Source organism: Saprospiraceae bacterium, from assembly GCA_016709995.1.
Lineage (GTDB): Bacteria > Bacteroidota > Bacteroidia > Chitinophagales > Saprospiraceae > JADJLQ01.
In genome coordinates, this window is the sequence record JADJLQ010000001.1 from 25,136 (window position 1) to 50,137 (window position 25,002).

Here is a 25,002-nt window from a genome sequence, read left to right on the forward strand (position 1 = left end):
TTGATAGAATCACAATAATAATACCATTTCATTTAAGCCATTGATTAAAAAGTTTCAATATCCTTTTGTATTCGTCAGTCCAGCTGGATGGTTCTACAAATCCATGGTCTTCCATTGGATAGGAAGCCAGCTCCCAGTTTTCTTTTTTAAGTTCTATGAGTCGTTGAGCCAATTTGACGGCATCCTGGTAATGCACATTGACATCCACCATGCCGTGACAGATCAAAAGGGGTTTGGACAACCCATTGGCATAATAGAATGGAGAAGATAAGCGGTAAGCAATGCTGTCTGTAGCAGGCGTATTGAGGATATTGGCAGTGTAAGGATGATTGTATTGAGCCCAATCTGTCACAGGTCTTAAGGCTGCCCCTGCTGCAAATACCTCTGGTGCCGTGAACAATCCCATCAACGTAATAAAACCCCCATAGGATCCGCCATATACCCCTATTTTTTTAGGGTCTATTTTTAATTGTTCGGTAAGATATTTGGTGCCATCAATTTGATCGGTCAGATCCACCCCACCCATATGCCGGTAAATAGCGGTGCGCCAATCTCTGCCATAACCTGCGCTGCCCCTATAGTCTATATCAAGTACTGTATATCCCTGATCGGCTAGCAGATTGTGAAACATGTATTCTCTAAAATAGCTGCTCCACCATTTGTGAGCATTTTGCAGATACCCGGCGCCATGGACGAAGATCACTGCGGCTTTATTATTGTATTTTTTGGCAGGTCTGTATAATCTTGCTTTTACCAGGGCCCCATCACGGGCATTAAAACTCACGATTTCAGGATCTCTCCAGGGATAGGAAGCAAACTCAGGTGATATCGCCTGGTCAGTTACACGGATTGGCTTAGTCCCAGGTCGATTTTCCTGCACATAAAGTTCCCAGGGTTTATTGCTATATGAATACAAATAAGCGAGATACAGTCCATTAGGCGAGTACGTTATTTGGTGAGCCCCTATCATTGGTGTTATTAATTTTGATGCTCCGCCTGAAGAGGGTACATGGTACAGCTGTTGGACACCTGGATCAGTTTGGTTGGTGAGCAGGTAAAAAGTCGAATTATCATTTGACAAGGACACCTCCATTATTTCATATTTTCCTTCAGTTATAGCGGTAGTTCGCTTATTTTTCATATCATATACATACACATGAGAATAACCAGTTTTTTCGCTTTGATACCAATATCTATCTTCTGCTATCCAACCTTGATTACCTCCACCAAACCTGCTTCCAATCCCGGGCCCTCCGATCCAAGCCTCATCGTGTTGGTGATCTATTAATTGCAGTGTACCACTTTTAAGGTCAATGGCGCTGATCCACCGATCCTTGTTGTCTAAAGACCTGATATCTACCATAGCCTGCTGGCCAGAAGCTGAATACCGCAGCATTGAAAAACTGACTTTTTTGCAGGTGGTGTCTTTTTTCATTTTTTCAAACGAGTTTGGGTAGTCCTTATAAAATTCGGGAATAGCAGTGATACCTGGCAGAGAGTCGACCATGACCTGGTAGGTAGTATCCGCTATCCGGTCATATAAGTACAGTTCCTGGGGCCCGTCATTGCTACCTACCTTAGACCTGGCATTCAGGACATCGGTATATCCTGACTCGGTGACATAGGAGGGCACAATGGTAGATTTTGATTTTGAAGATTGATTTAATTTATAAGAAATGTATTTGCCATCCTGGCTGATTTGGATGGTGGTGAGAAATTTATCTTCGATATAGATTGGCCTGATAGATTTGAATTTTACTCCTATGCTCACTGAATCCGCATGTTCTTTTTTACTTTTTTCTCTCAGCCAGGATATCAAATTCTCTAAGTTGGTCCTGGTGGAGCCAGGTATCTTGAAGCGTTTCTTTAGTGCTGGATTTTGAGGGTGTGCCCCGGACAAAATTGGTCAGTTGTTGAGTGCTGCCTGATGCGATATTCCAGGCGTACAGGTTATCACCTTTGGTATATACTACTTCGGTCTCGTTAAATGAAAAAACCGGATTTCTTTCTAATTCCATTGTGGAGGTTACAGCTATTGGAAACGACATTCCTCTCGATTGAAAAAAAATATCATTGTTTTGTTCGTAGAGCCACATAGACCGATCGTAGGAATAAGTCAGATCTTCTTCAGCCAGCGAAGTGTTTTTTGCAGACCCAAAGGGGTATTGGTTGTTCAGCTTGAATGGAGTGGGTTGCCCAAGTTTGTAGGAATACATGGAGTCGGATAGAGCATTGGCTGGATTCCACATAAAATAAATTTGTTCTCCGTTGGTATTCCACTTGATAGAAGAAGGAGAGCTGCCGATCCACTTTGGATCACGCATAATTTTAGCCACTGTGAGTGGTGCAAGAGAGGACTGAGCATGGCAAATCAAAGGGAATAATATCAAATAGGTCAATAGTCTTTTCATCATTTTTTTTAAAGTTAAAGGATTAGGCTAATAAATTTTCCTGCAAATATGGTTACTCGTCCTGAAATTTGTATACTTGATCGAACCTGGGAGGTTAAAATGAATTTTATTTATTTTAGGCTTGTTAGTAGTTGAAACACTTGTATTATGAAATTTTATGTTTATTCTTTATTGATTTTATCTGCTATTATTTTTGCTTGTAAATCCGGAGATTCTTCTGAAGACAAAAAGCGCGAAGAATCAAGCGAAATCACTGAAAGCGATCAAGAGTCCTTAGACCGACTCAGTGAAAAAATGGATGAAAAATCCAAAGACATCAAAGATGCCTTGCAAAAAGCTTTGAATACCAAAGCAGGAGATTTAGTGTCCATCAGTGACCTCAGAGAAGTTTTTCCATCCAAAGTCGATGGGATGGCACGAAATAGTATCAAAGGAGAAGGCGTAGGTGCATTTGGTTTTAAAATGAATAATGTAAAGTCTGAATACGAAGATGGTGATAAAAGGATAAAGTTTGAGCTGATTGATTTTGGGGGCTTTTCGCCGGCTTTGGTGGGACTTGCAGCCTGGAGTGTTGCAGATTTTTATCGTGAAGATGAGGATGGGTTTGAACGGGTAGACACCTGGAAGGGATACAAATCTTTTGAAAAATCAGATAGTAAAAATCACACTTCATCTATATCAATCATCGTCAAAGATCGGATCATACTTAATGCCAATGCAGACCATATGAGCCTGGATGACCTCAAAGAGGCGATTGACGATGACTTGTTGGATGAAATAGCAAGCCTGAAGTTTAAGGAAAACAATTAGCATGCTTTAAAAGATCTGCTCCAACTCTTTTAAGTGTTTGATTCCGAGGGTATGAGGTATATCAGTAGTCAATCCATGATGATTCACGTAGATACTTTTGATGCTGGCATTATGAGCTCCTTGTAGATCAGCCTCAGGGCTGTCCCCCAACATGATACTGTCCAGGGTCGATGCACCGGCTTTGTTTAAAGCATATTCAAATATTTTTTTATCAGGTTTGGCATAGTGACATGCCTCGGAGGTTATAATTTGGTCAAAAAAATCTTTTATACCACTGTAGTGAAGTTTTTTGTGTTGCACTTGTTCGAATCCGTTCGAGAGGATATGAAGCCGGTATTGTTTGCTTTGAAGGTAGGCTAATATCTCTTTTGTGTACGGAAAAAGCTGTGTGCTCTCTGGTAGTATCTCGAGGTAATATTGACCCATGCGATGGGCATTTGTTTCATCATCGATATCAAAGGCTTTTAAAGTCGCATGCATTCTTTTCCAACGGAGGTCTTGCTGGTTGATTTTGCCCTGGGCATACAAAGACCAATAGTATGTATTATGGACGAGATACTCCGGATGAAAATGGTGAAACGAGGTTTGGACTAATTGTTCGATCTGAAGATCCTCAAACATACGTTGAAAAGCGATGTGAGAGTTGGTTTCAAAATCCCAGATCGTATGGTCCAGGTCGAAAAAGAGGTGTCTGATGCTCTTCATTTAAAGTAGCTCTTTTGTGGCTACGACACTGAGATTGCCCTTGACGACATCGTTTATTTTTACTTCTACTTTGGCATCTAATGGTAGATAAAGATCGACCCGCGAGCCAAAGCGGATAAATCCCAACTCTTCACCTTGTTTTATTTCTTCACCTACGGTGAGATAATTTAATATCCTTCGTGCCATGGCACCGGCTATTTGGACTACCCCCAATTCATAAGTGCCCTGATCTATGACAGAAAAGTTGCGCTCATTTTCAGTTGAGGACTTAGGGTGCCAGGCTACTAAATACTTTCCCGGAAAATATTGATTGAATACGACCCTGCCACTCACCGGAACTCTATTGACATGTACATCCAACGGAGACATAAAAATAGATACTTGTATTCTTCGAGCTTTAAAATAAATATTTTCATCTACTTCCTCAATGACCACGACTTTGCCATCACAGGGTGCATACAAGATGTCATCTCCCGGCATCGGAATCAATCTTACGGGATCTCTGAAAAACCACAATAGCCAGGCAAAAATCAGAGACAATAATATAATAACAGGTATAGTGAGAAAATGCAAATAATTAATAACCAGTGTGGCAATAAGGACTATCAGCAGTGTTCCTATAATAATAATCTTAAATCCCTCTTTATGAAAATTCATTTAAATTTTTTAATGTTTTTAAATTTTGATTATGTAGGATTAAGCTTTGCCTAAAGCTGCTGACTCAAATCTGTGATGTCGCTATTTCCACCACAAATATAGAAAGAGTGTAGCGATTGGGATGACAAAGATAAATGCGTCAAATCGATCCAGGAATCCACCATGCCCTGGGAGTGCTGTACCTGAGTCTTTTACACCATACCTTCTCTTGATCATGGATTCAAATAAGTCGCCTACTGTAGAGCATATAGACACGACAAATCCGTATATAACCCATTGAGTGGGAGTCAGATGTTGCACATAAATAGACAATATGAGCGCTCCGGCCACGGAGAGTACCAGCCCCCCCACAAAGCCTTCGATTGTTTTTTTGGGTGAAATTTTGGAATACAATGGCCTTTTACCAAATAGGCGTCCCACAAAATAGGCCATTACATCATTGCACCATATCAAGGCCAATAGGGTCATTGGTTTGAGCCATTGATAGTGACCATTTTGGATAGACACCCAGATCATTAATAAAAAAGGGATCGTAATGTACATGATAGACATACTGATAGCCTGGTACATTTTGTAATCACCAACTTCATTTTTGATTAGAAAATAGGCCAATAAGCCCATGATCAGTATACTGCCAAGTAACAGACTGAGTTCAAAACCATGCTCTGTATTTTTAATTAATCCATAAAACAGAAGAGGCATTGCGGAAAGTAATGCGCCAATCTTTGTCATCGAATGAGGTATGCTGATATCAGCTCCAAAGGAAGCAAGCTTGATATATTCAAAGGAAGCGAATGCACCTATCACGATCATAAGAGCTATAAAAGTATATACTGAATAATATATACCACCTATGACCCCGATACCAAGGAAGATGGCGGTCAAGACCCGCTTCGGTAAATCATTCATCTTGATGGAGGTTGTGGGATGTTGCTTTGGCCAGATCAATACTTAATCGATCAGTGTCTCGTTTTTGTATATAAAACCAATAACCAACTATCCCGGTTAATATGATTGATCCTAAGAGGGCATACCATTTAATCGGAATCGTACTCTCAAAGTCCTGATCCATCATCTCAGGGTTTAAGTAAGTGAGCAATACCTGTATTCCATTATTAAAAGCGTGTACGCATATACTCATCCATAGACTACCGGTCCAATAATAGATCAAACCTAATATCAGGCCCAGAAAAAATCTTGGTAAAAATCCTTCAAATTGAAAGTGGAGCGCGCTAAATAAAAGGGATGCAATGACAATGGCCACATAAGGATTGCTGATGGTTTTATATAATTCTTTTTGTAATATGCCTCTAAAGATCAACTCTTCACCCATACCTGGTATGATTGCTATGACTATCAGGTTGACCAACAGCGCCAGAGGTGTTTCCATAGTCAGTATTTTCTTAAGCATTACCTCAGTTTGACTCTCCATGCTGCTCATCCAGGATGGTAGATCTAGGCTTTGGTTAAATTCGTACGACTTGGATACGATTGGATAAGCTACTATTAAAAAGCCAATGCCCCCTACCAGGTATCTCCAGTTGAATGAACGGTTTAGATCTAATCCGCTCAACCATGCTTTTTTGTAATAAATGACTGACCAGGCAATGGCGGGCAACATAAACATCGTCACATGATTGATCAGGAGCATAAGTCTAATCATCATAGTACTGTCAAACTTTAAGGCTCCTTCACTGATCAGGTCAGACAGATTGGCCCCGGATACAATTGCCATCCCCACCATCAACACAAACCCCAAAAATAGACCTGTCATGATTAATACAAATAATACAAATAGTCGCATAAGGCGAAGATAGTATATTTGTTAAGTGTGGTTATCTTCGTTTCTTTCAATTCAATAAATTGTGTTATTAGCTCATGACCCGACTAAGTGTAAACCTCAATAAAGTAGCTCTAATCAGAAACTCCAGAGGTGGCAATATGCCTGACTTGGTTCAAGTAGCAGTCGATTGCGAAAAATTTGGCGCTGAAGGCATTACGATCCATCCAAGACCTGACCAGCGTCATGCCAGATACAGCGATGTTCAGGATTTGCGCAAAGTCGTTCAGACTGAACTCAATATTGAAGGGTACCCAACAGATAAATTTATTGATGTAGTCATAAAAAGCAAACCCGATCAGGTGACCCTCGTCCCGGATGAGCCTGGGGCTTTGACTTCTGACCATGGATGGGATACTGTTAAGAAAAAAGAATTTCTTACAGACATCGTCAAAAAATTGCGTTCTCATGGCATCCGTACCTCTTTGTTTATAGATCCGGATCCAAAATGGGTAGAAGGAGCAGCTTTGATCGGGGCCGATAGGGTAGAACTCTACACAGGACCTTATGCCTACCACTACAAGTCAGATCCGGCTGCGGCGATCAAATCCTTTCATCTCACTTCATTAACAGCCAGGTCGCTTGGTATTGGTCTCAATGCCGGTCATGACCTCAATTTAGACAATCTGTATTATTTCCAATCAGTAATCGTGGATTTATTGGAAGTATCTATCGGTCATGCTATGATTTGTGATGCACTCTATATGGGACTTGAAAAAACTATTCACGCTTATTTGGAAAAGTTAAAAAAATAAAGAATACATAACTTAGTGCATCCAAGCAGCTATTTGTTATAACTTTGCGTTAACTATTTCAAACAGGTTTAATAAAAATAATAAGTGGTCATACTGTTATTTTATCTGTTTTCAGAAGACACTCACTTAATTAAGACTTTCTCTAATATTATTGAATTGAAAATCTTTATTTTTAATTCAGTTGGATATTTATGTGAATGGTAGCGGGTAACTACCTATCAACAGATACCAGTTAGGTGAATTGGTTTTAATTTGTTTTGTGCTCTCTTTAAGGCTTCTCTAAATTAAATGTTGGACTTAGTACACTCAGGCTGTAGCTTCTTTTGGGTGCTAAAACCATTAAAAAAACTCTTACTCTAATTCTGAAGTAAACCGGCTGGTTTAGGCCAGGTATTTTATTTCTATGCTTGTATGTATTGTAACCAGTACATAGGAGCAATCTATTGGGTTTATTTAATCACTAATCATTAATTTATGAAACTCATTTATTTGTTAATTCTCTCTGTCGCAGCTTTTTCGGCTGAGGCACAGCGCGTATTAAAAGGCTCAGTCCTTGATCAGAACAGGGATCCGCTGACCGGTGTAAATATATTGGTCAAAGGCGGATCGAATGGTACAGTATCTGATGAAAATGGAGCCTATTCCATCAGCATTCAACCGAATGAAAAAGTGTTGGTATTTAGTTATACAGGCTTTACTACGCAGGAGGTGAGTGTTGGTACCTCCAATACATTGGATATAGTCTTAGTAGAAGGCGTACAACTCAGTGAGATGGTAGTCACTGCACTTGGTATCAGCAGAGAAAAAAAGGAATTGGGATATGCGATTGAGGAGATTAAAGGGGAGCAATTGCAGCGGGTAGGAGAGTCAGATCCTCTGAGAGCAATGCAAGGCAAAATCGCCGGGGTCAATATAGTTGGTTCCAGTTCACAGCCCGGCTCTGCTACCAGACTTACGATCAGGGGACTCAAATCTTTTTTTGGTAACAACCAAGCCTTATATGTGGTGGATGGTATTCCTTTTGATGCTTCTACCAATGGAGCTTCTTTCCAATTGACGGGAGGAGGAGCGTATTCTAATAGATTGGCTGACCTCGATCCAAACAATATCGAGAGCATTAATGTACTCAAAGGCGCCACCGCTGCGGCATTGTATGGATCGCGTGCCAGCAGAGGAGTTATTATCATCAATACCAAAACAGGGTCACTTAAAAAGGGGGATAATCGATTGAGTGTAGATGTATCTTCTTCTATTAATTTTGAAAAAATTGCTTCCTTGCCTAATTATCAAAATACTTATGGCAATGGTACAGGATTCATTTATGCGCAAGCCAATGGAAGTTGGGGCGCACCTTTCCCTGGCGCCGTACCATATCCTACTATTGATTCGATCAACCATTGGTATCGGGGAGCAGGATATACGGCTTCTTTTAATCGACTGGTAGAGGCAGGTGATCCGCGAGTCACTTCAAAGGTCCCTTACCAGGCCTATCCTGATAATGTCAAAGATGTGTTTAATACAGGTAGTTTGAGAGACAATTCAGTGACTATCCGAGGAGGCAATCAAAACACCTCTATGGCGATGACCTTTTCACGAGTGAACCACACGGGCATTTTTCCAAATAGTGATTTTGGCAAAACCTCTTTTTCACTTGGAGCCAACAGCAAATTTGAAACAGGTCTTCGCGTGGGAGGCAATTTTAGTTTTATTAACTCTTTGCAAAAAGGTCTGCAGGGAGGAGCTATCGGATCAGCTTCTACGGCCTCCTTTATGGCCAGGACACTCTACCTCGGTCGGGCATGGGACTTGCAGGGACAGCCGTTTGAAGACCCTGTTACTCACGAAAGCCTGTTTATGGTATCCAGAGCTTCTGCAGACAATCCTCTTTGGTCATCGAAATACAATGGGTTTTCTGGTGATGTGAATCGATATGTGGTCAATGTCAATGCAGGATACCAATTCAATAAATGGTTGGATTTAGATTATAGAATCGGTATCAATCAATACAATCAGCGTGATTTGGAGTGGTTTAGGCCAGGTTCTCAGGGTGCTGGAGGCTTAGGCTCTGTAGTGGATCTCAATACAAATTTTAGAGAATTGGAATCTACTGTCATCCTGACTGCTAAACATAGATTTAATGACCGATGGGCTATGGAAGCCAGAGCTGGGCATAATCTCAATGATAGGCAGAATAGGGCACAAGGAATCAAAGGTACCCAGATGCTGGATTTCAATATCATAGATGTCGATAATACAGTAAACCAGGTGTCTGCCGGAGGCGATCTGACAAAACAAAGATTGCTAGGCATGTTTGGTGAGCTGACCGCAGATTATAACAGCTATTTGTTCTTTACCTTGGCTGGCCGCAATGATTGGTCCTCTACCTTGCCCAGGGCCAACAATCATTATTTCTATCCTTCAGCAAGTATGGCCTTTGTTTTTTCTGAGGCTTTGAAAATGTCAGACAATCCTATCCTCAACAGTGGAAAGATCAGGCTCAACTGGTCTAAAGTAGGATCACCGGCATCTCCATATTCGTTAAAACCAATTTATCTGCTCAATTTGGGCGAATCAAATGGGCTCACGGCAGGTATCAGGGATATTGACTTCCCGTTTGGAGGAATAGCCAGTTCTACCCTGTCGAATACCTTGTTTGATCCTAACTTAAAACCTGAGTTTACTACAGACTTGGAAGCCGGAGTAGATCTTGAGTTTTTCAAGAGCAGAGCAGAGCTGAATATCTCCTTATTTAAAAGTACTTCTACAGATCAGATTTCTCAGCTTGCCTTGCCGACTGCATCAGGATATGATGTGCTATTGACCAATTTTGGTGCACTTCAAACTAAAGGAGCTGAAGTATCATTAAAACTCAATCCAATCTCCAATAAATCATTTGATTGGAACATTACAGCCAATTTTACGAGGTATAAAACCATTGTAACTGAACTAAGAGAAGGTACAGATGAATTGGTGATCAGGCCGCTGTTTGCAGGTGGTATTACGCCAGTGCTCAGAGTTGGTCAGCCTTATGGCATATTCAAAGGAACTGTGAGTGCACGTGATGAAGAAGGCAATTTATTGATCGACCGCACCAATGGTCAGATCATTAACGGTATAAATGATGAGATCATTGGTGATCCTAATCCGGATTTTACCTTAGGCTTAGTCAACAATATTAGCTGGAAAGGAATTTCTTTAGGTACCGTTTTCGATTGGAAACAAGGAGGTGATCTTTATTCAGAGACTATCAATGCAATGTTGGGTCGTGGAGTTCTGGCCTTCCAGGGGGATCGTGAGAAAAACGCAGTGATCAAAGGGGTATATGGTAATCCCGTGCCAAAGGATGGCAAACTGGAAGCACTACTTGATGAAAGTGGCAAAAAGATTCCAAATCAAACCATGATAGAAGTCAATGACCTATGGTTTGGAAGCACTTTCGGTACCAACGGACAAGATGAATGGACTGTATTCGATGCTACCCTGTTTCGATTAAGGGAGGTATCACTAGCGTATTCACTGCCTGCTTCATTATTCAAAAAAGGGATTAAAGGAGCATCGGTTTCTATCACTGGAAGGAATCTTTGGTACAAGGCCCCTTACCTTCCCAAGGACACCAATTTTGATCCTGAGACCAGCACCTTCGGTGATTCCAACTACCAGGGGTTTGAATTTCAAAATTTGCCATCTATCAAACGTTATGGCGCAAGCATCAATCTTAAGTTTTAAATCTTTTCAACCAGGCATATCATGAAACTTTATAAAATTCTAAGTTTATTTTTATTGGTCAATTTATTTACCATTACTTCCTGTGATGATTATTTGGACATCAATGATGACCCTAATAATCCTACAGATGCTCAGCTGAATAATCTAATGCCTTATAGTCAGGCGGCCATAATAGGTGCTTTAGGGATGGGTACTGCCGGTATTTCCGAGCTGGTTTCGGTATATGCTCATCACATCGTGCAGAGAGGAGATCACGATGATTATAAAATCACAGAAAATGAATTTTCGCTCACTCAATCCTGGGAAAAATTTTACGCTGTAGCCCTGCCTGATCTCAACATCGCCATCGAAAAAGCAGTCGAGTCAAACAGCTGGGCCTATGCAGGCATGGCTAAACTGCTCAAAGTACAAATGTTTAGTGCTATCGTTGACCTCTGGGGAGACATGCCTTATTCAGAGGCTGGGTTAGGGGCTGAGGCTACTTTCCCTAAGTTTGATGATGACAAAGAGATTTACAGGGATCTCTTCAGATTAGGGGAGGAGGCACTTGCAGATTTAGACAAAGTGAGCTCCCGTAAACCATCAGGTGATGATCTCATCTATAAAGGGGATATGAATAAATGGAAAAAATACGGCAGGTCTCTTTTGTTGAATATGTATAACAAGGTAAGGTTGACCGATTTGTATGATGGCGCAAAGGTGGCTTCCCTCATTAATTCAAGTTTGATCAGTGGTACCAATGAAGATTTCGAATTGACTTATAATACTTCCATTACTCCTGAAAATCGCAATCCCGGTTTTATTAGGGAATATACCCAGGGAAGTCCAACTTATTATATTTCACCTTACTTCTACCTAGTCATGAAAGGAGAAACTGCTGCTCAGAATAGTACGATGGTTGGCATCAAGGATCCAAGGATTCCATATTATTTCTATAATCAGCTCAATGCCAGTGAAACTGCTGAAAATCCAGTTTCTTACCAGGATGGTCAATTCCTTTCTATTTGGTTTGCCTCTTATGACAAAGATCCAAACGAAGGTTTTGATCAGGGCAAATCTCAGACTATGTTGGGTCTATGGCCTATCGGTGGGGCATTTGACAACAAATCTGGCGCCAGTGGTGATCTGAATTCGGGACTAAAAGGTGCAGGGGCACAGCGTATACTCACGACTGCTGATTTATTTTTCATCCGGGCTGAATTAGCTTTGACCAAAAATACAGGAGAAAGCGCTCAGGCTCTAGTAGAATCTGGTATCAAGGCTGCTTTTGCCAAAGTCAATAAAGTAGCAAGCCTGGCCGGAGCACCGGCTATAGCAGATGGTGATATCAATGCCTATACAAAGAGTGTATTGGCAAAATATGATGCAGGTGATAATCAAAAGAAATTAGAACTCATCCTGACTCAAAAATGGATCCATGACTTTGGATATGGCCTCGAATCGTATAATGATATTCGCCGTACAGGATTCCCACAAATTTGTGATCCGTCTCGTGATCCCAATGTGTATTCTGCTCAGACCAGGCCTTACCCCGTTTCTCTCTTGTATGATGGAGATGATCTTTCTACCAATCCTAATGGCAAACAACGCAACCAATATACTGACAAGGTATTTTGGGACATTGACTAATCTTCATTTATTTATTTGATCCTTTTTAAATAAAAATTATCAACATGAAAAAATTCCTTTTTATTATAGCCACTTTAAGCATACTCTCTCAGTGCACGGATGATAGCAAGATCAGGATACCTGATATACCAGCTGGAGTCAATCTCAGAATCATAGTAGATCCCGCGCATACTGGCATTTTTACTGACAAGATTGCGACAGATTTTCTTGCATTCGATATGTATAGTGAAAACAAAGATCTCAGCCTGGTTGAAATTTATTCAAGCAAAGCTGGGGAGAAAAAATTGATGAAATCTTTTTCTCAAGCTGATTTTGACAATGGCAATGGTAAGGTCAGGGTCGAATTTAAAGCTTCAGATTTTGCTGCTGCTTTTGCAGAGCCAGGGCTTGCAGATGGAAGCAAGGTGGGCAATTTTGCTTTGAGTCCTTTGGTTAAACTCAACGATGGCAGGGTATATCCATCCTACATCAGGTTTTCGAGCACAGACTCCTTATTGAACATTGGCCCTTCTATCAATGGAGCTCCTGCTTCCAGTTTTACTTTAGGGTTCAATTCATTCATAACGTGTCCGGCGGTTGACATTTCTGGCCCATACAAAGTCGTTGAAGCAAAAGGCATGTCCACTGATGGCTGTTGTCCCAATCTGGTCACTCTCAGTGGCAATATCGTGACCATCACCAGGCTGACAGCATCCTCTTTTAAAATCAGTGATTTGACAGGTGGATTATATTTTGATTGGTACGATGTATATGGTATTGGCAAACCTGAAGACTCTCCGGGAGAGATTGCTTATAGCTGTGACGAGGTCTTTATCCAAAATTCGCCAGAGCCATTTGGCGATAAATTTGCCGGGCAGGGTATCTATGATCAAACTACCAAAACATTGAGTTATGATTGGACCAATGGGTATGGAGATTTCGGGTCTATCAAACTAATAAAGATGTAAGCAAATGAGTATCAATTCACTATAAATACATTAACTCCTAACTCCAAATTCTTTTAATGCACTCTACTGTTTATTAAAAAGAATTAGAGTAAGTTTTTTGGGCAGTTGAGCTTCGCAAAGGCGTAGGCACCTGCCCTTTTTTTGTTTTATGACCTGCCCCATTTTATCGGCATCATATAACCAACTGATAGCATTATTTTAAGTTTACTTACTGTGAGTTGACATTGATCTTCCAATGTCCTTTAGATTCCAGCTCAAACTCCAACCTCACTGAAATGGGGGCACTCAAACCCTTTTGAGCATTATAATTCATCCTCACTCTTAAAGGAAACACACAATTTTCTATAATTGCTTTATTGGGCCCTTGCATGTAAAAAGTGCCTGATGACGGATTGATGGATACACCACTTAATACAGATCTGGTACCCAACATAATCTCCACTCGCTCCGTTCTTTCGTCAGGTTTATCAAATTGAGTGGATAAGGTGTTTAAATTTTGAATGATGGTGTATTTTTTTTCCAATATTTCTTCGATAAACTCATCTTGCTTCCAGCGTCCTAATTTTCCTCCAAGGATTTCGGTACTATCCTTATTTATGGCTTTAACGGATTGGACTTCAAACATTCTTCCTTCACCATGACGGAGTCCATTTTTGAATTCACCTACATAGTATGACCCGTTTTCATAAATATATTTTCCTTTTCCCTGGGGTATCCCTTCCTTAAAACTTCCTTCATATGTTTCTTTTCCGATGGCCAACCCCTCCCCGTGTGCTAATCTATTTTTACAGTCTCCTTCATAGGTACCTTGTAGATTCTGTGGTATTACTTTGTAATTACTAGTTTGCCGTTGTGAAAAACTGACAAAAGAAAAAGCAGTAATATCGAAATAATATAATTTTTCATTTTGTTTGTGTTTAAAATCATTACAACGAGCAAGGTAGGCTAAATGTTAATTTATTTATTGAAAAATCTCTGTTTAAGGGTGGCAAGGCAGCACTTTTCATTAACATATCGTTTGACTCAGAGTTAAGAAACCTTTGGTTTTTTAATTTTTTATTAACTTAGCGTCGAAATTTTAACATTTTATCATGAAAAGACTTACTCTAACCATTTTTTCGGTTTTGCTGGCTTTGACTTCGGTCCTTGCTCAGCGTACTATTACCGGCACAGTCAAAGAGATTAGTGGAGAGCCACTGATAGGTGCCAATGTATATCTGAAAGGGACCACTACAGGTACCACTACGGACATTGATGGAACATATACTATTGATGTTCCTTCTGAATCATCCATTTTAGTGATTTCTTATATTGGTTATAATGACCAGGAGATTACGGTGGGCAATCAACAACAAATAGATATTACTTTGAGTGAAGGGATTACCTTGGCGGAGACGGTAGTTACTGCCTTAGGTATCAGCCGGTCTCAGAAGTCTCTGACCTATTCTGCTCAACAAGTGGACGCAGAACAACTTAGGCAGATACCTTCCACCTCAGTCAATAATGCCTTGAGTGGAAAAATCGCCGGGGTCCAGGTGAGAAGCCAATCTTCAATGGCTTTGGGTAGAGATGCTACCATTCGTATACGAGGCGCAGGTTCTTTAAATGACAAAACACCGCTTTATGTTATAGATGGCACACCGGTAGCTAGTGCCCAGGACATCAGTGTAGACGATATAGAAGCAATGACTGTACTCAAAGGCCCCAGTGCAACTGCCTTGTATGGACAGAGAGGGGATGCAGGTGTGGTTGTTATTCAAACCAAAAGAGCTAAAGCTTCTAAAAATGTAGGTATCGAAATCAACTCAGGTACATTTTTTGACAATGTGTACATTTTGCCAAGATATCAGAACTCTTATGCAGGTGGCGGAGCACCTGATTTAATAGAGTTTAATTGGGAAGCCGGCATGCCGGATGAATGGAAAACTTTCGAAGGAAAGTTTTATCATGATTATTCCGATGATGCTTCCTGGGGGCCCCGTATGGTTGGTCAGGAATATATACCCTGGTATTCCTGGTATGTAGGTACTCCTGCTTTTGGACAAACTGCCAAACTGGTAGGTCAACCAAATAACGTACGTGATTTTTACGGTACTGGAGTTACCTTAAATAATAACGTAAGTTTAAGTAAGGGTGGAGAAGGATATAGTATCCGTGTCTCCTATACTAACCAAAATATAAAAGGCATGCTGCCTTATTCCAGTTCGAATAAAAATACCCTTAACACCACTGGTAATTTTGACCTGGGCAAATATTTTACAGCCGGATTTAATATCAATATGGCAAATCAAAAAATCAATGGTCAATTTGATGACGGTTATGCCAATCAATCTTCTGGATCTTTTAACCAGTGGTTTCACAGAGATCTTGATCTAAAGAAAATTAAAGAATACCAGGGTATGTATTCACCAGAAGGAATACTTTCGAGTTGGAATCATAATAATCCTGGAAGCTATTTGTCCAGCCCCTTAGATTTTTATGGTGGCAATTATTGGTATAATTATTATGACTGGTTTGAAAACTTAAGTCAAACATCTAATCGAAACAGAATGTTTGGCGATGTTAATTTGACTTTCAAGCCATTCAAAAACTTCCAGGTTCAGGGTTTTGTACGTAGAAACCAAATAGAAGTACTGGATGAATCTTATGTAAAAGCGATACTCGAAAATAGCGGTACCCAAACAGGTGTTAGGAATAGTTATAGCTACAATCAGGGATTTTTCGAACCTTCAGATGGCTCTGCCGGTAAAGAAGACAACTATGAATTATTAGCTTCCTACCATACCAGAGTGAAGGCCTTTTCATTGGATTTTAAGGCTGGAGGTAATATAAGAAAAGTTACAGCTACTAGTGTTGGCGGTGCAACCGTAGATGGTTTGTCTGTGCCTGATTTATTCACTTTGGCTAACTCTAAGTCTCCGGCCACTTTTGGTAGCGGACGCAGTTTTAAAACGGTAAACAGCTTATATGGTACCGGTACCTTCGGATTCAAAGACATGCTATATGTTGACTTTGCAGCCAGAAACGACTGGAGTAGTGCTTTACCTAAAAATGCCAATTCTTATCTATATCCTTCCGTAGGTGTGAGCTTTTGTTCAGCGAATTATTGGGTATCAATGATTTATCATTTGGTAAAATTCGTGCCAGTTGGGCACAGGTGGGATCTGATTTAGGACCATATCAACTCTCTTTAAATTATGGGGTAGCGGCTAATCAATGGAATGGTTCATTCCTCATGAGTACACCGGATGGATTGATTGACCCGAATATCAAACCTTCACTTTCTACAGCCTATGAAGGCGGAATAGATCTAAAGTTCCTCCACAATAGAGTAGGACTTTCTGCTACTGTATACAAAGAGAATAAAATTGATGAAATTTTGAGTGTGCCGGTTTCAGGTGCTTCAGGATTTTCTTCAAAAAATATTAATGCAGGTAGAGTGGAGAGACAGGGCTTGGAATTAACCCTCGATGCTACTCCAATTTCTTCAAAAAAAGTTAACTGGAATATTACCTTCAATTGGGCTAAAAACGAAACTAAAATTGTTGAACTGGCAGAGGGCATTGATGCCATTATTCGTGAGACCGGTACATTTGGTACCAGTAGTGGTGCAAGGTTAGTTCACCAGGTAGGACAGAATTGGGGTCAGTTAAGAGGTGGAGGAATCAAACGAAATGCACAAGGGGTACCTATTCTCGATGCAACTGGATTGTTTACATTACAGCCTGATACCTATTTTGGATCAGTATTGCCAGACTGGACAGGTGGTATATTGAATGAAATTAGTGTTGGTAATTTGTTCGCTAATTTCAATATTGACTTTTCTAAAGGAGGAGTATTTTATTCATTATCTGATCATTGGGGTAAATTCTCAGGATTATTTGAGGAGACGGCTGCCTTGAATGACAAAGGCAATCCAAGCAGAGATGCTGTGGCTGTAGGCGGCGGAGTGCATGCTGTTGGTGTCAGTGCTGATGGGTCACCTGTCGATGTTTATGTAGATGCTCAGACTTATTGGCATCAGTTTAGAACCAGAAGCATAGCTGAGGATAATATTCATTCTTTAGATTTCGTTAAATTGAGAGAAGTAAATGTTGGATATAAAATCCCAACTTCAAAACTGGGCCTGAAATATATCAATACGATCGTTGTATCTTTTATTGCTCGCAACCCTTGGTTGATTTCTTCTAAATCTAAGGACTTTGATCCATCTGAGGTGGGTCAGCGGTATGGTGAAAATGGCCAATTCCCGGGTACGCGTTCCTTTGGTTTTAATATTAAACTTGGCTTTTAATTAAAAATATATTTAATAATGAAAAATTTATTCAAATCTATATCACTTATTGCTTTCGCGTTCTTATTCAGTACTTGCTCATTGTCAGATTTTGGAGATGTTAATAAGAACCCAAATGCCACCACAGTACCGGTTACTTCTGCTTTGCTGACCAACGTTTTGGCAGGCCTTGGCGGATGGACTCAGGGTATGAACGAAGGATTATATGCTCAATACTTTTCTGAGTCTCAATATACTGATGCTTCCTTGTACTCGTTACAACAAATCAATTTTACAGGTAATTATTCCGGGGCTATGTATGACTTGCAGAATATTATTAATAACAACACCGATGAAGACACTAAAAATGAAGTGACTGCCAATGGCTCAAATGCCAATCAAATCGCGGTTGCTAAAATTTTGTTGACTTACCTCTATATGCACCAGACGGATCGATGGGGTGATGTGCCTTATAGTACAGCACTCACAGGTGATGCAAAACCTACCTACGATACCCAGGCTGATATATATAAAGGATTTTTTAGTACACTCAAAAGCGCAATCGCCCAATTTGATAATGGATTGGCTGCTCAGGGTGATATTCTTTTTGGTGGAGACAAAGCGAAGTGGAAAAAATTTGCCAATTCTTTGCGTTTGGTTTTAGCGATGAGGTTGTCTAAAGTAGATCCCGCATCAGGTAAAACAGAATTCAGTGCTGCTTTTTCTGATGCAGCCGGTTATTTATCTTCCGCTGCAGATGATGTCACTTTATTCTACCCGGGAGCTACTTATAAAAACCCATGGTACGTTGTATATGATGGTCGTAAAGATTATTCCATCAGTGATGTAATGGTTACTGCTTTGAAAAACCTGAATGATTCAAGATTGCAACAGTTTGGTACGCCAAACGCAAAAGGAGAAGTAAAAGGTATCCCTTATGGCCTGACGCGGGATGCTGCCATCAATTACACCAATGCCAATGCTGACTGGTCATTGATTTTAGCACCTAAATGGAGATCTCAGACAGCTCCGGTTGTAGTCTTAGCTGCATCTCAGGTGCTTTTGCCTCTTGCTGAGGCCATTCAAAGAGGTTGGGTCACTGGTGATAAAAATAAGTTTTATGCTGATGGCATTAAAGCTTCGTTCGAAAGATGGGGAATCAGTGATGCTTCTACTATAAATACCTATGTTAATTCGAATTCTGTCGCTTTAGATGGTTCCTCATCTGATCTGGAAAAAATCAATCTGCAAAAATGGATTGCTATTTATCCCGATGGTCGTAGTGGTTGGACAGAATGGAGAAGAACGGGTACGCCTACTTTGACACCCACTCCTCAGGCTGTGAGTGCATCCAAACAGATTCCAAGAAGATTTGTATATCCTACGGTAGAGTATAATCTGAATGGAGAAAATTTGTCTTCTGCAGTTGGTAGAGTCCCAGGTGGTGATACTCAAGATGGGCGAGTCTGGTGGGATAAGCAATAATTTTTTAAAATATAAATACCAAGATATTATGAAATTTAAATATATAATTGGACTTTTTTTGTTAGGTTGTCTTGCAAGTTGCATTGAAGAAGGAGGAAATGCAATAGAAGGGATCGGGGAAAATTTTGTCCGGATTCCTGCTGGCGCAGATGAGATTAATATTACTGCTCTTGACGCAACCGCAGGTACAAAAAAAGTTGTTTTGATGGATGTTTTTAGAGATGCAAATTCTCAAGCATCATTAAACACGGCTTCCGATGTAAAATTAAAAGTCGATAACTCTTTGATTACTCAATACAATACGGAAAATGGTACATCATTTGTGCCATTAGAAGGTGGGTATTCTTTAGAGTCTCTTGATTTAAAATTCGGAGCAGGTGAGTTTGGGAAAAAAGTTTACTTAAGCGTTGATCCCAGCAAGTTAGATTTGACAAAACAATTTGCGCTTGGACTCTCTATTGAAAGTTCAACAGGGGGATTTAATACAATACCTTCGCTTGATAGAGCATTATTTAATGTGGTCATCAAAAATGAATGGCATGGTACATATCAGGCGGTAGGTGTTTTTCACCATCCAACTGCTGGCGATAGGGCTATAAACAGGGTTAAAGACTTATCTACTTCGGGACCTAATTCAGTGATTGCTGAATTGGGTGATTTAGGTGGTTCAGGTTATTTTATGGTGTTGACTATCAATCCAGATAATTCTGTTACAATTACGCCTAGCGGGGTGACTCCAAATGTTGATCAAAGTTATGGACCTAATACCTATGATCCTGCTACTCATAGTTTCAAATTATGGTATGCTTACAATGTCGCAGCACCCAGGATTACGGAAGAGACTCTCACTTTAAAGTAATTTGCAGTATAGTCTTAAAGCTATTGCTCTTTAATTATTAAAAAAGGCTTTCAGACCTCGGTTTGAAAGCCTTTTCTTTTTGAACAATTCATAGAGATAAATCTTGAATACCACCATATATACTGCTTTTTATGTTAACACCATCTTCACAAATTGCAAGATAAGATCGTTAATACTTTTAGGAACATTTCTTCTGGATAAGACTTTTTTTTAACTAATCACTAAATCAAACTTAATGAAAAGACTTCTTATGAGATGGCTGGTAGCCATTCCTTTTTGTTTATTATTTGCTATTGTACTGGATGCTCAAATAAAAGGCACGGTCACTTCTTACAGTGATGGTGCACCTTTAATTGGGGTATCGATTTCGGTAAAAGGCACCTCGATAGGTACTATTACTGATATTGATGGACAGTATGACATCAATGCCGGAGCCAATGATATTCTGGTATTTACTTACCTCGGCTTCACGAGTATCGAAGAAAGTATCAATGGCCGATCCATCATTGATGCAGTACTTAAAGAAGATGTCAAGACTTTAGAGGAAGTCATTGTCACAGGTTATGGCACTCAAATCAAACGTGATCTCACTGGCAACATAGCCAAGATCAAAGCTGCTGACTTTAAAGACATCCCTGTTAGTTCTTTAGAAGGAGTGTTGCAAGGTAAAGCTGCCGGAGTTCAAATCAATGCTGGTACCGGCAAACTCGGCCAAGCCATGCAAATTCGTATCCGGGGTAATTCATCAGTATCTGCATCAAATGAACCTCTGTATGTGGTCGATGGTATCCCAATCACGACCGCCAATCTTTCAAGCAATGGGGGAGGAGCGACCAACTCGATTGTAGATATCAACCCTCAGGATATTGAGTCTATTGAAATATTAAAAGATGCTTCTGCTGCCGCCATTTATGGATCAAGAGCTTCTAATGGTGTAGTCCTCATCACGACTAAAAAAGGCAAATCAGGTCAAACTAATGTAAATCTGGGTATTCAATATGGTAAAAGCAAGCCTACCCGGAAGGTTGACTTTTTTAATTCTGAACAATATCTGGATTATTATAGAAAAGCAGCAGCCAATTCTGACCGGATAGAACAAATCGATCCGGCAGATCCGGATTCTTATACTTCTTATATGGAAAGCTTCTTTGACGGAGTCAGCATAGGTACCTTTGGTACTCCAGATCAGGCTGACACCAAATGGGACGAACTCGCCTATCAGGATGCCCCTCAAAAACAAATCGATTTGAGCATAGACGGTGGTAATGCCAAAACCCGGTTTTTTGTTTCTGGTCAGTTTTTGGATCAGGCAGGAATCATGATTGGCAATAATCTGCAGCGGATGACAGGCAGGATCAATTTGGACCATGAAGTGAGTAAAATACTGAACATCGGATTTAATCTTGGGCTCAGTCGTACTTTAAATAAGCGCCTGGATGGAGACAATGCCTTCTCCAATCCTCAACAGATCGTCGCGCTTACTCCACTGTCTCCACTGATTGATCCAACTACGGGCTTGAGGATAGGCTCTCCTCCCGGAGACATAGGCCAGCCACTTTATTATAATCCACTACTCAACCTCGACGGTGCTACTTTTAATACCAATGTACATCGAAACCTCAGCAATGCTTATGGAGTATTGAAGATATTGCCTGGTTTGACCTTCAGATCTGAATTGGGGGTAGACTTCCTCGATCAACAGGAAGAATCATACAATAATAGTATTACCCAGCGGAATACAGGTTTTGCTTTGGGCACTGGATCCAACTATTTTACCAGGGTCGAGAATCTGAATACAAACAATTATTTTAGTTATATCAGGGGCTTTGGGGCTCATAATATCAACCTCACAGGTGGTATGTCTTTTCAGCAATCCAGACAAGATTTTAACTCCGTGACAGGTACAGACTTTCCATCGGATGCTTACACTAAGATTGCGAGTGCAGCTAAAATCACCGCAGGTACTTCTACCCAAACTAATTTTCGTTTTGTTTCTTATTTCGCAAGAGCTAATTATAAACTATCGGATAAATATTTATTGGGTCTTAGCGCCAGGGTGGATGGCTCCTCAAGATTTGGAGCAGATAGCAGGTATGGTTTTTTCCCGGCTGTTTCCGCAGGGTGGATCATTTCTGAAGAAGGATTCCTTCAAAATAATAATCTGATAAGTTTTTTAAAGCTGAGAGGAAGTTATGGAAGGACAGGAAATGCTGAGATTGGCAATTTTCCTCAACTAGGATTATTTCAGGGAGATGCTGGATACGGCAATAAACCTGGTCAGCGCCCATCACAATTAGGGAATCCTGACCTCCAATGGGAGACTACTGATCAGGTAGATGTTGGACTTGATTTTGGCTTGTTTCATGACCGCATCAATGGAGAGATAGACATTTATCAGAAAAAAACGGACGGGCTTTTGTTGAATGTCAATGTTCCGGCAAGTACGGGTTTCTCAACTTTGACCAAAAATGTAGGAAAACTTGAAAACATGGGTATTGAGTTGGTATTGAACAGTACGATTATCAATGGTGCAGATTTTAAATGGGACCTTGGTTTCAATTTTGGACTCAACAAAAATAAAATCAATGATCTGCAAGGACAGATTATTGAAGGAGGAGTAGCCAATATGAGTCGGGCGATGGAAGGCCAGCCACTCAGCACTTATTTTACAGTCGAATATGCCGGAGCAGATCCATCCAATGGAGATGCATTATGGTATAAAAACTCTATGAATGCTGACGGCACTTTAGACAGAAGCACGACTAATAGCTATAATCAGGCCCAGCGGGTTGTTATCGGTAATGCACTCCCTAAATGGATCGGTGGACTTACCACCAATGTGAGTTATAAAGGTTTTGAGTTTTCAATGCTTTGGAATACTGTACAGGGCAATCTGGTCAATTTCTATGGCGCCGGACGCTTCAGTTCTGCCAATGGTCGATTTGAAGACAATCAGACTGTAGATCAGCTAAATTCCTGGACGCCTCAAAATACCAAAACCAATATTCCCGAAGCCAGGCTTTTCTACAACAACGGAGCACAGGCTTCAAGCCGATTTATTGAAGATGGCTCTTTCGTTCGACTCAGAAACGCCACCTTTGGATACAATCTGCCTAAAGGTTGGCTGCAAAATGCTAAAATTAAAAATGCAAGAATATATGTCACTGGGCTCAATTTGTTGACTTTGACCAATTATAGTGGATGGGATCCTGAGGTAAATTCTGATGACTTTGTTACGAATGTGGCGCAAGGATATGATTTTTATTCACCTCCGTTGCCACGATCGATCATTGGTGGACTGTCTGTAAAGTTTTAATGGTCTCATTTTATACACTTAAGAATTTAAAAACTGAAATGCATGAAAAAATTTATTTATATCTCAATTATATTTTTGTTAGTCTCCTGTAATAAGGAATTGAATATCAATCCTACCCAATCCATTGATGAAAAAAATGCACTCTCTACACCTCAGGATGTCAAAGTGACCTTGATAGGGGCTTATGACGGCCTTGCCGATGGTGATGTGATGGGTGGCGGTATCTTATACGAAAGTGAAATGGTAGGAGATGATAGAGAGGTTGTTTTTAGAGGTACTTTTTCTACGCTGGACGAAATGTGGCGTAAAGCTATGACTGCTGGCAATACTCAGGTGTTGTCTTCCTGGCGGGACGCTTATGTAGCTATCAATAGAGCCAATAATGTCCTGTCTGCTTTGGATATTTTGTCGGCAGACGAAAGAGGCCAGGTAGAGGGAGAAGCAAGATTTATTCGAGCCAATGCTTACTTAGGGTTGATCAATCTTTTTGCCAAAGGCTGGGGCGATGGAGACAACAATGCAAATCTTGGAGTACCCCTTGTCATCACGCCCACACGTGTGGTCACAGAGACAGATGACCGTCCCAGAGCCAGTGTAGCAGCTATTTATGCTCAGATAATCGAAGATTTGACTAAAGCTCAATCTTTGATACCCGGCTCATTAGACAACAATGGTTTTGCCACCAAAGACGCAGCCACGGCTATATTGGCAAGGACCTATTTGATTCAAGGCAATTTTGCTGGGGCAAGAGACGCTGCCAATGCAGTGATCCAATCTGGCAATCATGCCCTCGCAGACACTTACGATCAGGTATTTGATGAAGAGTCTGGTGGATTTGATGGAGAAAGTATTTTCAAACTCATCGTCACAGATCAGGATGGAGTCAACAACCTTAATACTTATTTTGCACCACCAGCATATGCAGGTCGAGGGGATATAGTAGTACAATCTAAACACACTGCACTCTATGATGCTACTGATACCCGTGGAAAGTTTACCATCATAGCGTCTAATAGGCTTTACAGTCGTAAACATCTCAATCAGTTTGGAGATGTCAATATTGTAAGATTAGCAGAAATGTATTTGATTAGAGCCGAAGCCAATTTTAGACTGAATACCTCTGTAGGGGCCTCCCCCCTGGTGGATATCAATACTTTAAGATCTCGAGCCGGCGCTGCAAGTTTGACACAAGCTAATTTGTCACTCGATAAAATACTTTTAGAACGCAAACTTGAACTTGCATTTGAAGGGCTATTATTGCAAGATGTAAAGCGATTAAAATTGGCTATCGGAGGCTTGAATCCTTCAGATCCCAAATTGATTTTACCGATTCCACAGCGGGAGATCGATACCAATAAAAGCCTGGTCCAGAATTCAGGATATTAACATTTTGGTAATAGGTTTGGATGCCACAAAAAGGCAGATTTGTTCTCAAATCTGCCTTTTTTGTGCTTAATTAAATATAGAGCATAAAAATTATATATTGGCAATAATTAATAATCTATTACAAAATTCCTTTAATTGACAATAATGCAATTAATATAGCCTGTTTGAGCGAGACAATATTTGCGTAAAAATAAAATATTAGG

16 protein-coding genes and 1 pseudogene are annotated in these 25,002 nt (G+C 40.4%); 11 read left to right on the forward strand and 6 right to left on the reverse strand.

The annotated features are described in order from the left end of the window. Positions 1–28: 28 nt before the first annotated feature. Positions 29–2,411: pseudogene (locus IPJ09_00130) on the reverse strand (S9 family peptidase). A gap of 147 nt (positions 2,412–2,558) precedes the next feature. Here IPJ09_00130 and IPJ09_00135 point away from each other — a divergent pair. Next, positions 2,559–3,221: a hypothetical protein gene (locus IPJ09_00135; protein MBK7369873.1), complete on the forward strand. Its 663-nt coding sequence runs from the start codon at positions 2,559–2,561 to the stop codon at positions 3,219–3,221. Positions 3,222–3,227: 6 nt separating this feature from the next. Here IPJ09_00135 and IPJ09_00140 read toward each other — a convergent pair whose 3' ends face one another. The 4 genes from IPJ09_00140 to IPJ09_00155 form a co-directional block, all read right to left on the reverse strand. Continuing rightward, complete coding sequence (locus IPJ09_00140) at positions 3,228–3,926, reverse strand: noncanonical pyrimidine nucleotidase, YjjG family (GenBank protein MBK7369874.1); 699 nt, start codon at positions 3,924–3,926, stop codon at positions 3,228–3,230. Beyond that, positions 3,927–4,583: a phosphatidylserine decarboxylase family protein gene (locus tag IPJ09_00145; protein ID MBK7369875.1), complete on the reverse strand. Its 657-nt coding sequence runs from the start codon at positions 4,581–4,583 to the stop codon at positions 3,927–3,929. It lies immediately after the preceding gene. An 81-nt stretch (positions 4,584–4,664) separates the two neighbouring features. Continuing rightward, positions 4,665–5,492: a phosphatidate cytidylyltransferase gene (locus IPJ09_00150; GenBank protein ID MBK7369876.1), complete on the reverse strand. Its 828-nt coding sequence runs from the start codon at positions 5,490–5,492 to the stop codon at positions 4,665–4,667. Next, positions 5,485–6,387 (reverse strand): CPBP family intramembrane metalloprotease, encoded by a 903-nt coding sequence (locus tag IPJ09_00155; protein ID MBK7369877.1) that lies wholly within the window; start codon positions 6,385–6,387, stop codon positions 5,485–5,487. Before IPJ09_00155 ends, IPJ09_00150 begins: the two co-directional genes overlap by 8 nt. Positions 6,388–6,461: 74 nt before the next feature. Between IPJ09_00155 and IPJ09_00160 the strand changes: the two genes are divergently transcribed. From IPJ09_00160 to IPJ09_00175, 4 genes are all read left to right on the forward strand, one after another. Further along, positions 6,462–7,178: a pyridoxine 5'-phosphate synthase gene (locus IPJ09_00160; GenBank protein MBK7369878.1), complete on the forward strand. Its 717-nt coding sequence runs from the start codon at positions 6,462–6,464 to the stop codon at positions 7,176–7,178. A 474-nt stretch (positions 7,179–7,652) separates the two neighbouring features. Beyond that, a complete protein-coding gene (locus IPJ09_00165; protein MBK7369879.1) occupies positions 7,653–10,904 on the forward strand; it encodes a SusC/RagA family TonB-linked outer membrane protein in 3,252 nt (1,083 codons plus the stop codon). Between the two features lie 21 nt (positions 10,905–10,925). Then, on the forward strand, positions 10,926–12,533 hold the full coding sequence (locus IPJ09_00170) for a SusD/RagB family nutrient-binding outer membrane lipoprotein (GenBank protein MBK7369880.1): 1,608 nt from the start codon (positions 10,926–10,928) through the stop codon (positions 12,531–12,533). 44 nt (positions 12,534–12,577) lie between these two features. Further along, positions 12,578–13,480, forward strand: a complete 903-nt coding sequence (locus IPJ09_00175; protein ID MBK7369881.1) for a hypothetical protein — start codon at positions 12,578–12,580, stop codon at positions 13,478–13,480. Positions 13,481–13,688: 208 nt separating this feature from the next. On the opposite strand, the gene IPJ09_00180 is transcribed toward IPJ09_00175, so the two are convergent. After that, positions 13,689–14,240 (reverse strand): hypothetical protein, encoded by a 552-nt coding sequence (locus IPJ09_00180; GenBank protein MBK7369882.1) that lies wholly within the window; start codon positions 14,238–14,240, stop codon positions 13,689–13,691. Positions 14,241–14,571: 331 nt separating this feature from the next. Between IPJ09_00180 and IPJ09_00185 the strand changes: the two genes are divergently transcribed. From IPJ09_00185 to IPJ09_00210, 6 genes are all read left to right on the forward strand, one after another. Further along, positions 14,572–16,653: a SusC/RagA family TonB-linked outer membrane protein gene (locus IPJ09_00185; GenBank protein ID MBK7369883.1), complete on the forward strand. Its 2,082-nt coding sequence runs from the start codon at positions 14,572–14,574 to the stop codon at positions 16,651–16,653. Further along, complete coding sequence (locus tag IPJ09_00190; GenBank protein MBK7369884.1) at positions 16,638–17,774, forward strand: TonB-dependent receptor; 1,137 nt, start codon at positions 16,638–16,640, stop codon at positions 17,772–17,774. The genes IPJ09_00185 and IPJ09_00190 overlap by 16 nt, the downstream gene beginning before the upstream one ends. 18 nt (positions 17,775–17,792) lie before the next feature. Next, complete coding sequence (locus IPJ09_00195; GenBank protein MBK7369885.1) at positions 17,793–19,238, forward strand: SusD/RagB family nutrient-binding outer membrane lipoprotein; 1,446 nt, start codon at positions 17,793–17,795, stop codon at positions 19,236–19,238. Beyond that, positions 19,210–20,097 (forward strand): DUF4361 domain-containing protein, encoded by an 888-nt coding sequence (locus IPJ09_00200; protein ID MBK7369886.1) that lies wholly within the window; start codon positions 19,210–19,212, stop codon positions 20,095–20,097. The genes IPJ09_00195 and IPJ09_00200 overlap by 29 nt, the downstream gene beginning before the upstream one ends. A gap of 250 nt (positions 20,098–20,347) precedes the next feature. After that, the gene (locus IPJ09_00205; protein MBK7369887.1) at positions 20,348–23,413 is read left to right on the forward strand and encodes a TonB-dependent receptor; all 3,066 of its coding nucleotides are present in this window, start codon (positions 20,348–20,350) and stop codon (positions 23,411–23,413) included. 42 nt (positions 23,414–23,455) lie between these two features. Continuing rightward, complete coding sequence (locus tag IPJ09_00210) at positions 23,456–24,799, forward strand: RagB/SusD family nutrient uptake outer membrane protein (protein MBK7369888.1); 1,344 nt, start codon at positions 23,456–23,458, stop codon at positions 24,797–24,799. Positions 24,800–25,002 lie beyond the last annotated feature (203 nt).

Bases quoted from the DNA above. Each gene is read 5' to 3' on its own strand.
- IPJ09_00140 (MBK7369874.1), bottom strand. From the start codon at position 3,926: ATGAAGAGCATCAGACACCTCTTTTTCGACCTGGACCATACGATCTGG.
- IPJ09_00205 (MBK7369887.1), top strand. From the start codon at position 20,348: ATGAGATGGCTGGTAGCCATTCCTTTTTGTTTATTATTTGCTATTGTA.
- IPJ09_00165 (MBK7369879.1), top strand. From the start codon at position 7,653: ATGAAACTCATTTATTTGTTAATTCTCTCTGTCGCAGCTTTTTCGGCT.
- IPJ09_00210 (MBK7369888.1), top strand. From the start codon at position 23,456: ATGAAAAAATTTATTTATATCTCAATTATATTTTTGTTAGTCTCCTGT.
- IPJ09_00170 (MBK7369880.1), top strand. From the start codon at position 10,926: ATGAAACTTTATAAAATTCTAAGTTTATTTTTATTGGTCAATTTATTT.
- IPJ09_00135 (MBK7369873.1), top strand. From the start codon at position 2,559: ATGAAATTTTATGTTTATTCTTTATTGATTTTATCTGCTATTATTTTT.
- IPJ09_00150 (MBK7369876.1), bottom strand. From the start codon at position 5,492: ATGAATGATTTACCGAAGCGGGTCTTGACCGCCATCTTCCTTGGTATC.
- IPJ09_00145 (MBK7369875.1), bottom strand. From the start codon at position 4,583: ATGAATTTTCATAAAGAGGGATTTAAGATTATTATTATAGGAACACTG.
- IPJ09_00175 (MBK7369881.1), top strand. From the start codon at position 12,578: ATGAAAAAATTCCTTTTTATTATAGCCACTTTAAGCATACTCTCTCAG.
- IPJ09_00200 (MBK7369886.1), top strand. From the start codon at position 19,210: ATGGGCGAGTCTGGTGGGATAAGCAATAATTTTTTAAAATATAAATAC.
- IPJ09_00185 (MBK7369883.1), top strand. From the start codon at position 14,572: ATGAAAAGACTTACTCTAACCATTTTTTCGGTTTTGCTGGCTTTGACT.
- IPJ09_00160 (MBK7369878.1), top strand. From the start codon at position 6,462: ATGACCCGACTAAGTGTAAACCTCAATAAAGTAGCTCTAATCAGAAAC.
- IPJ09_00195 (MBK7369885.1), top strand. From the start codon at position 17,793: ATGAAAAATTTATTCAAATCTATATCACTTATTGCTTTCGCGTTCTTA.
- IPJ09_00155 (MBK7369877.1), bottom strand. From the start codon at position 6,387: ATGCGACTATTTGTATTATTTGTATTAATCATGACAGGTCTATTTTTG.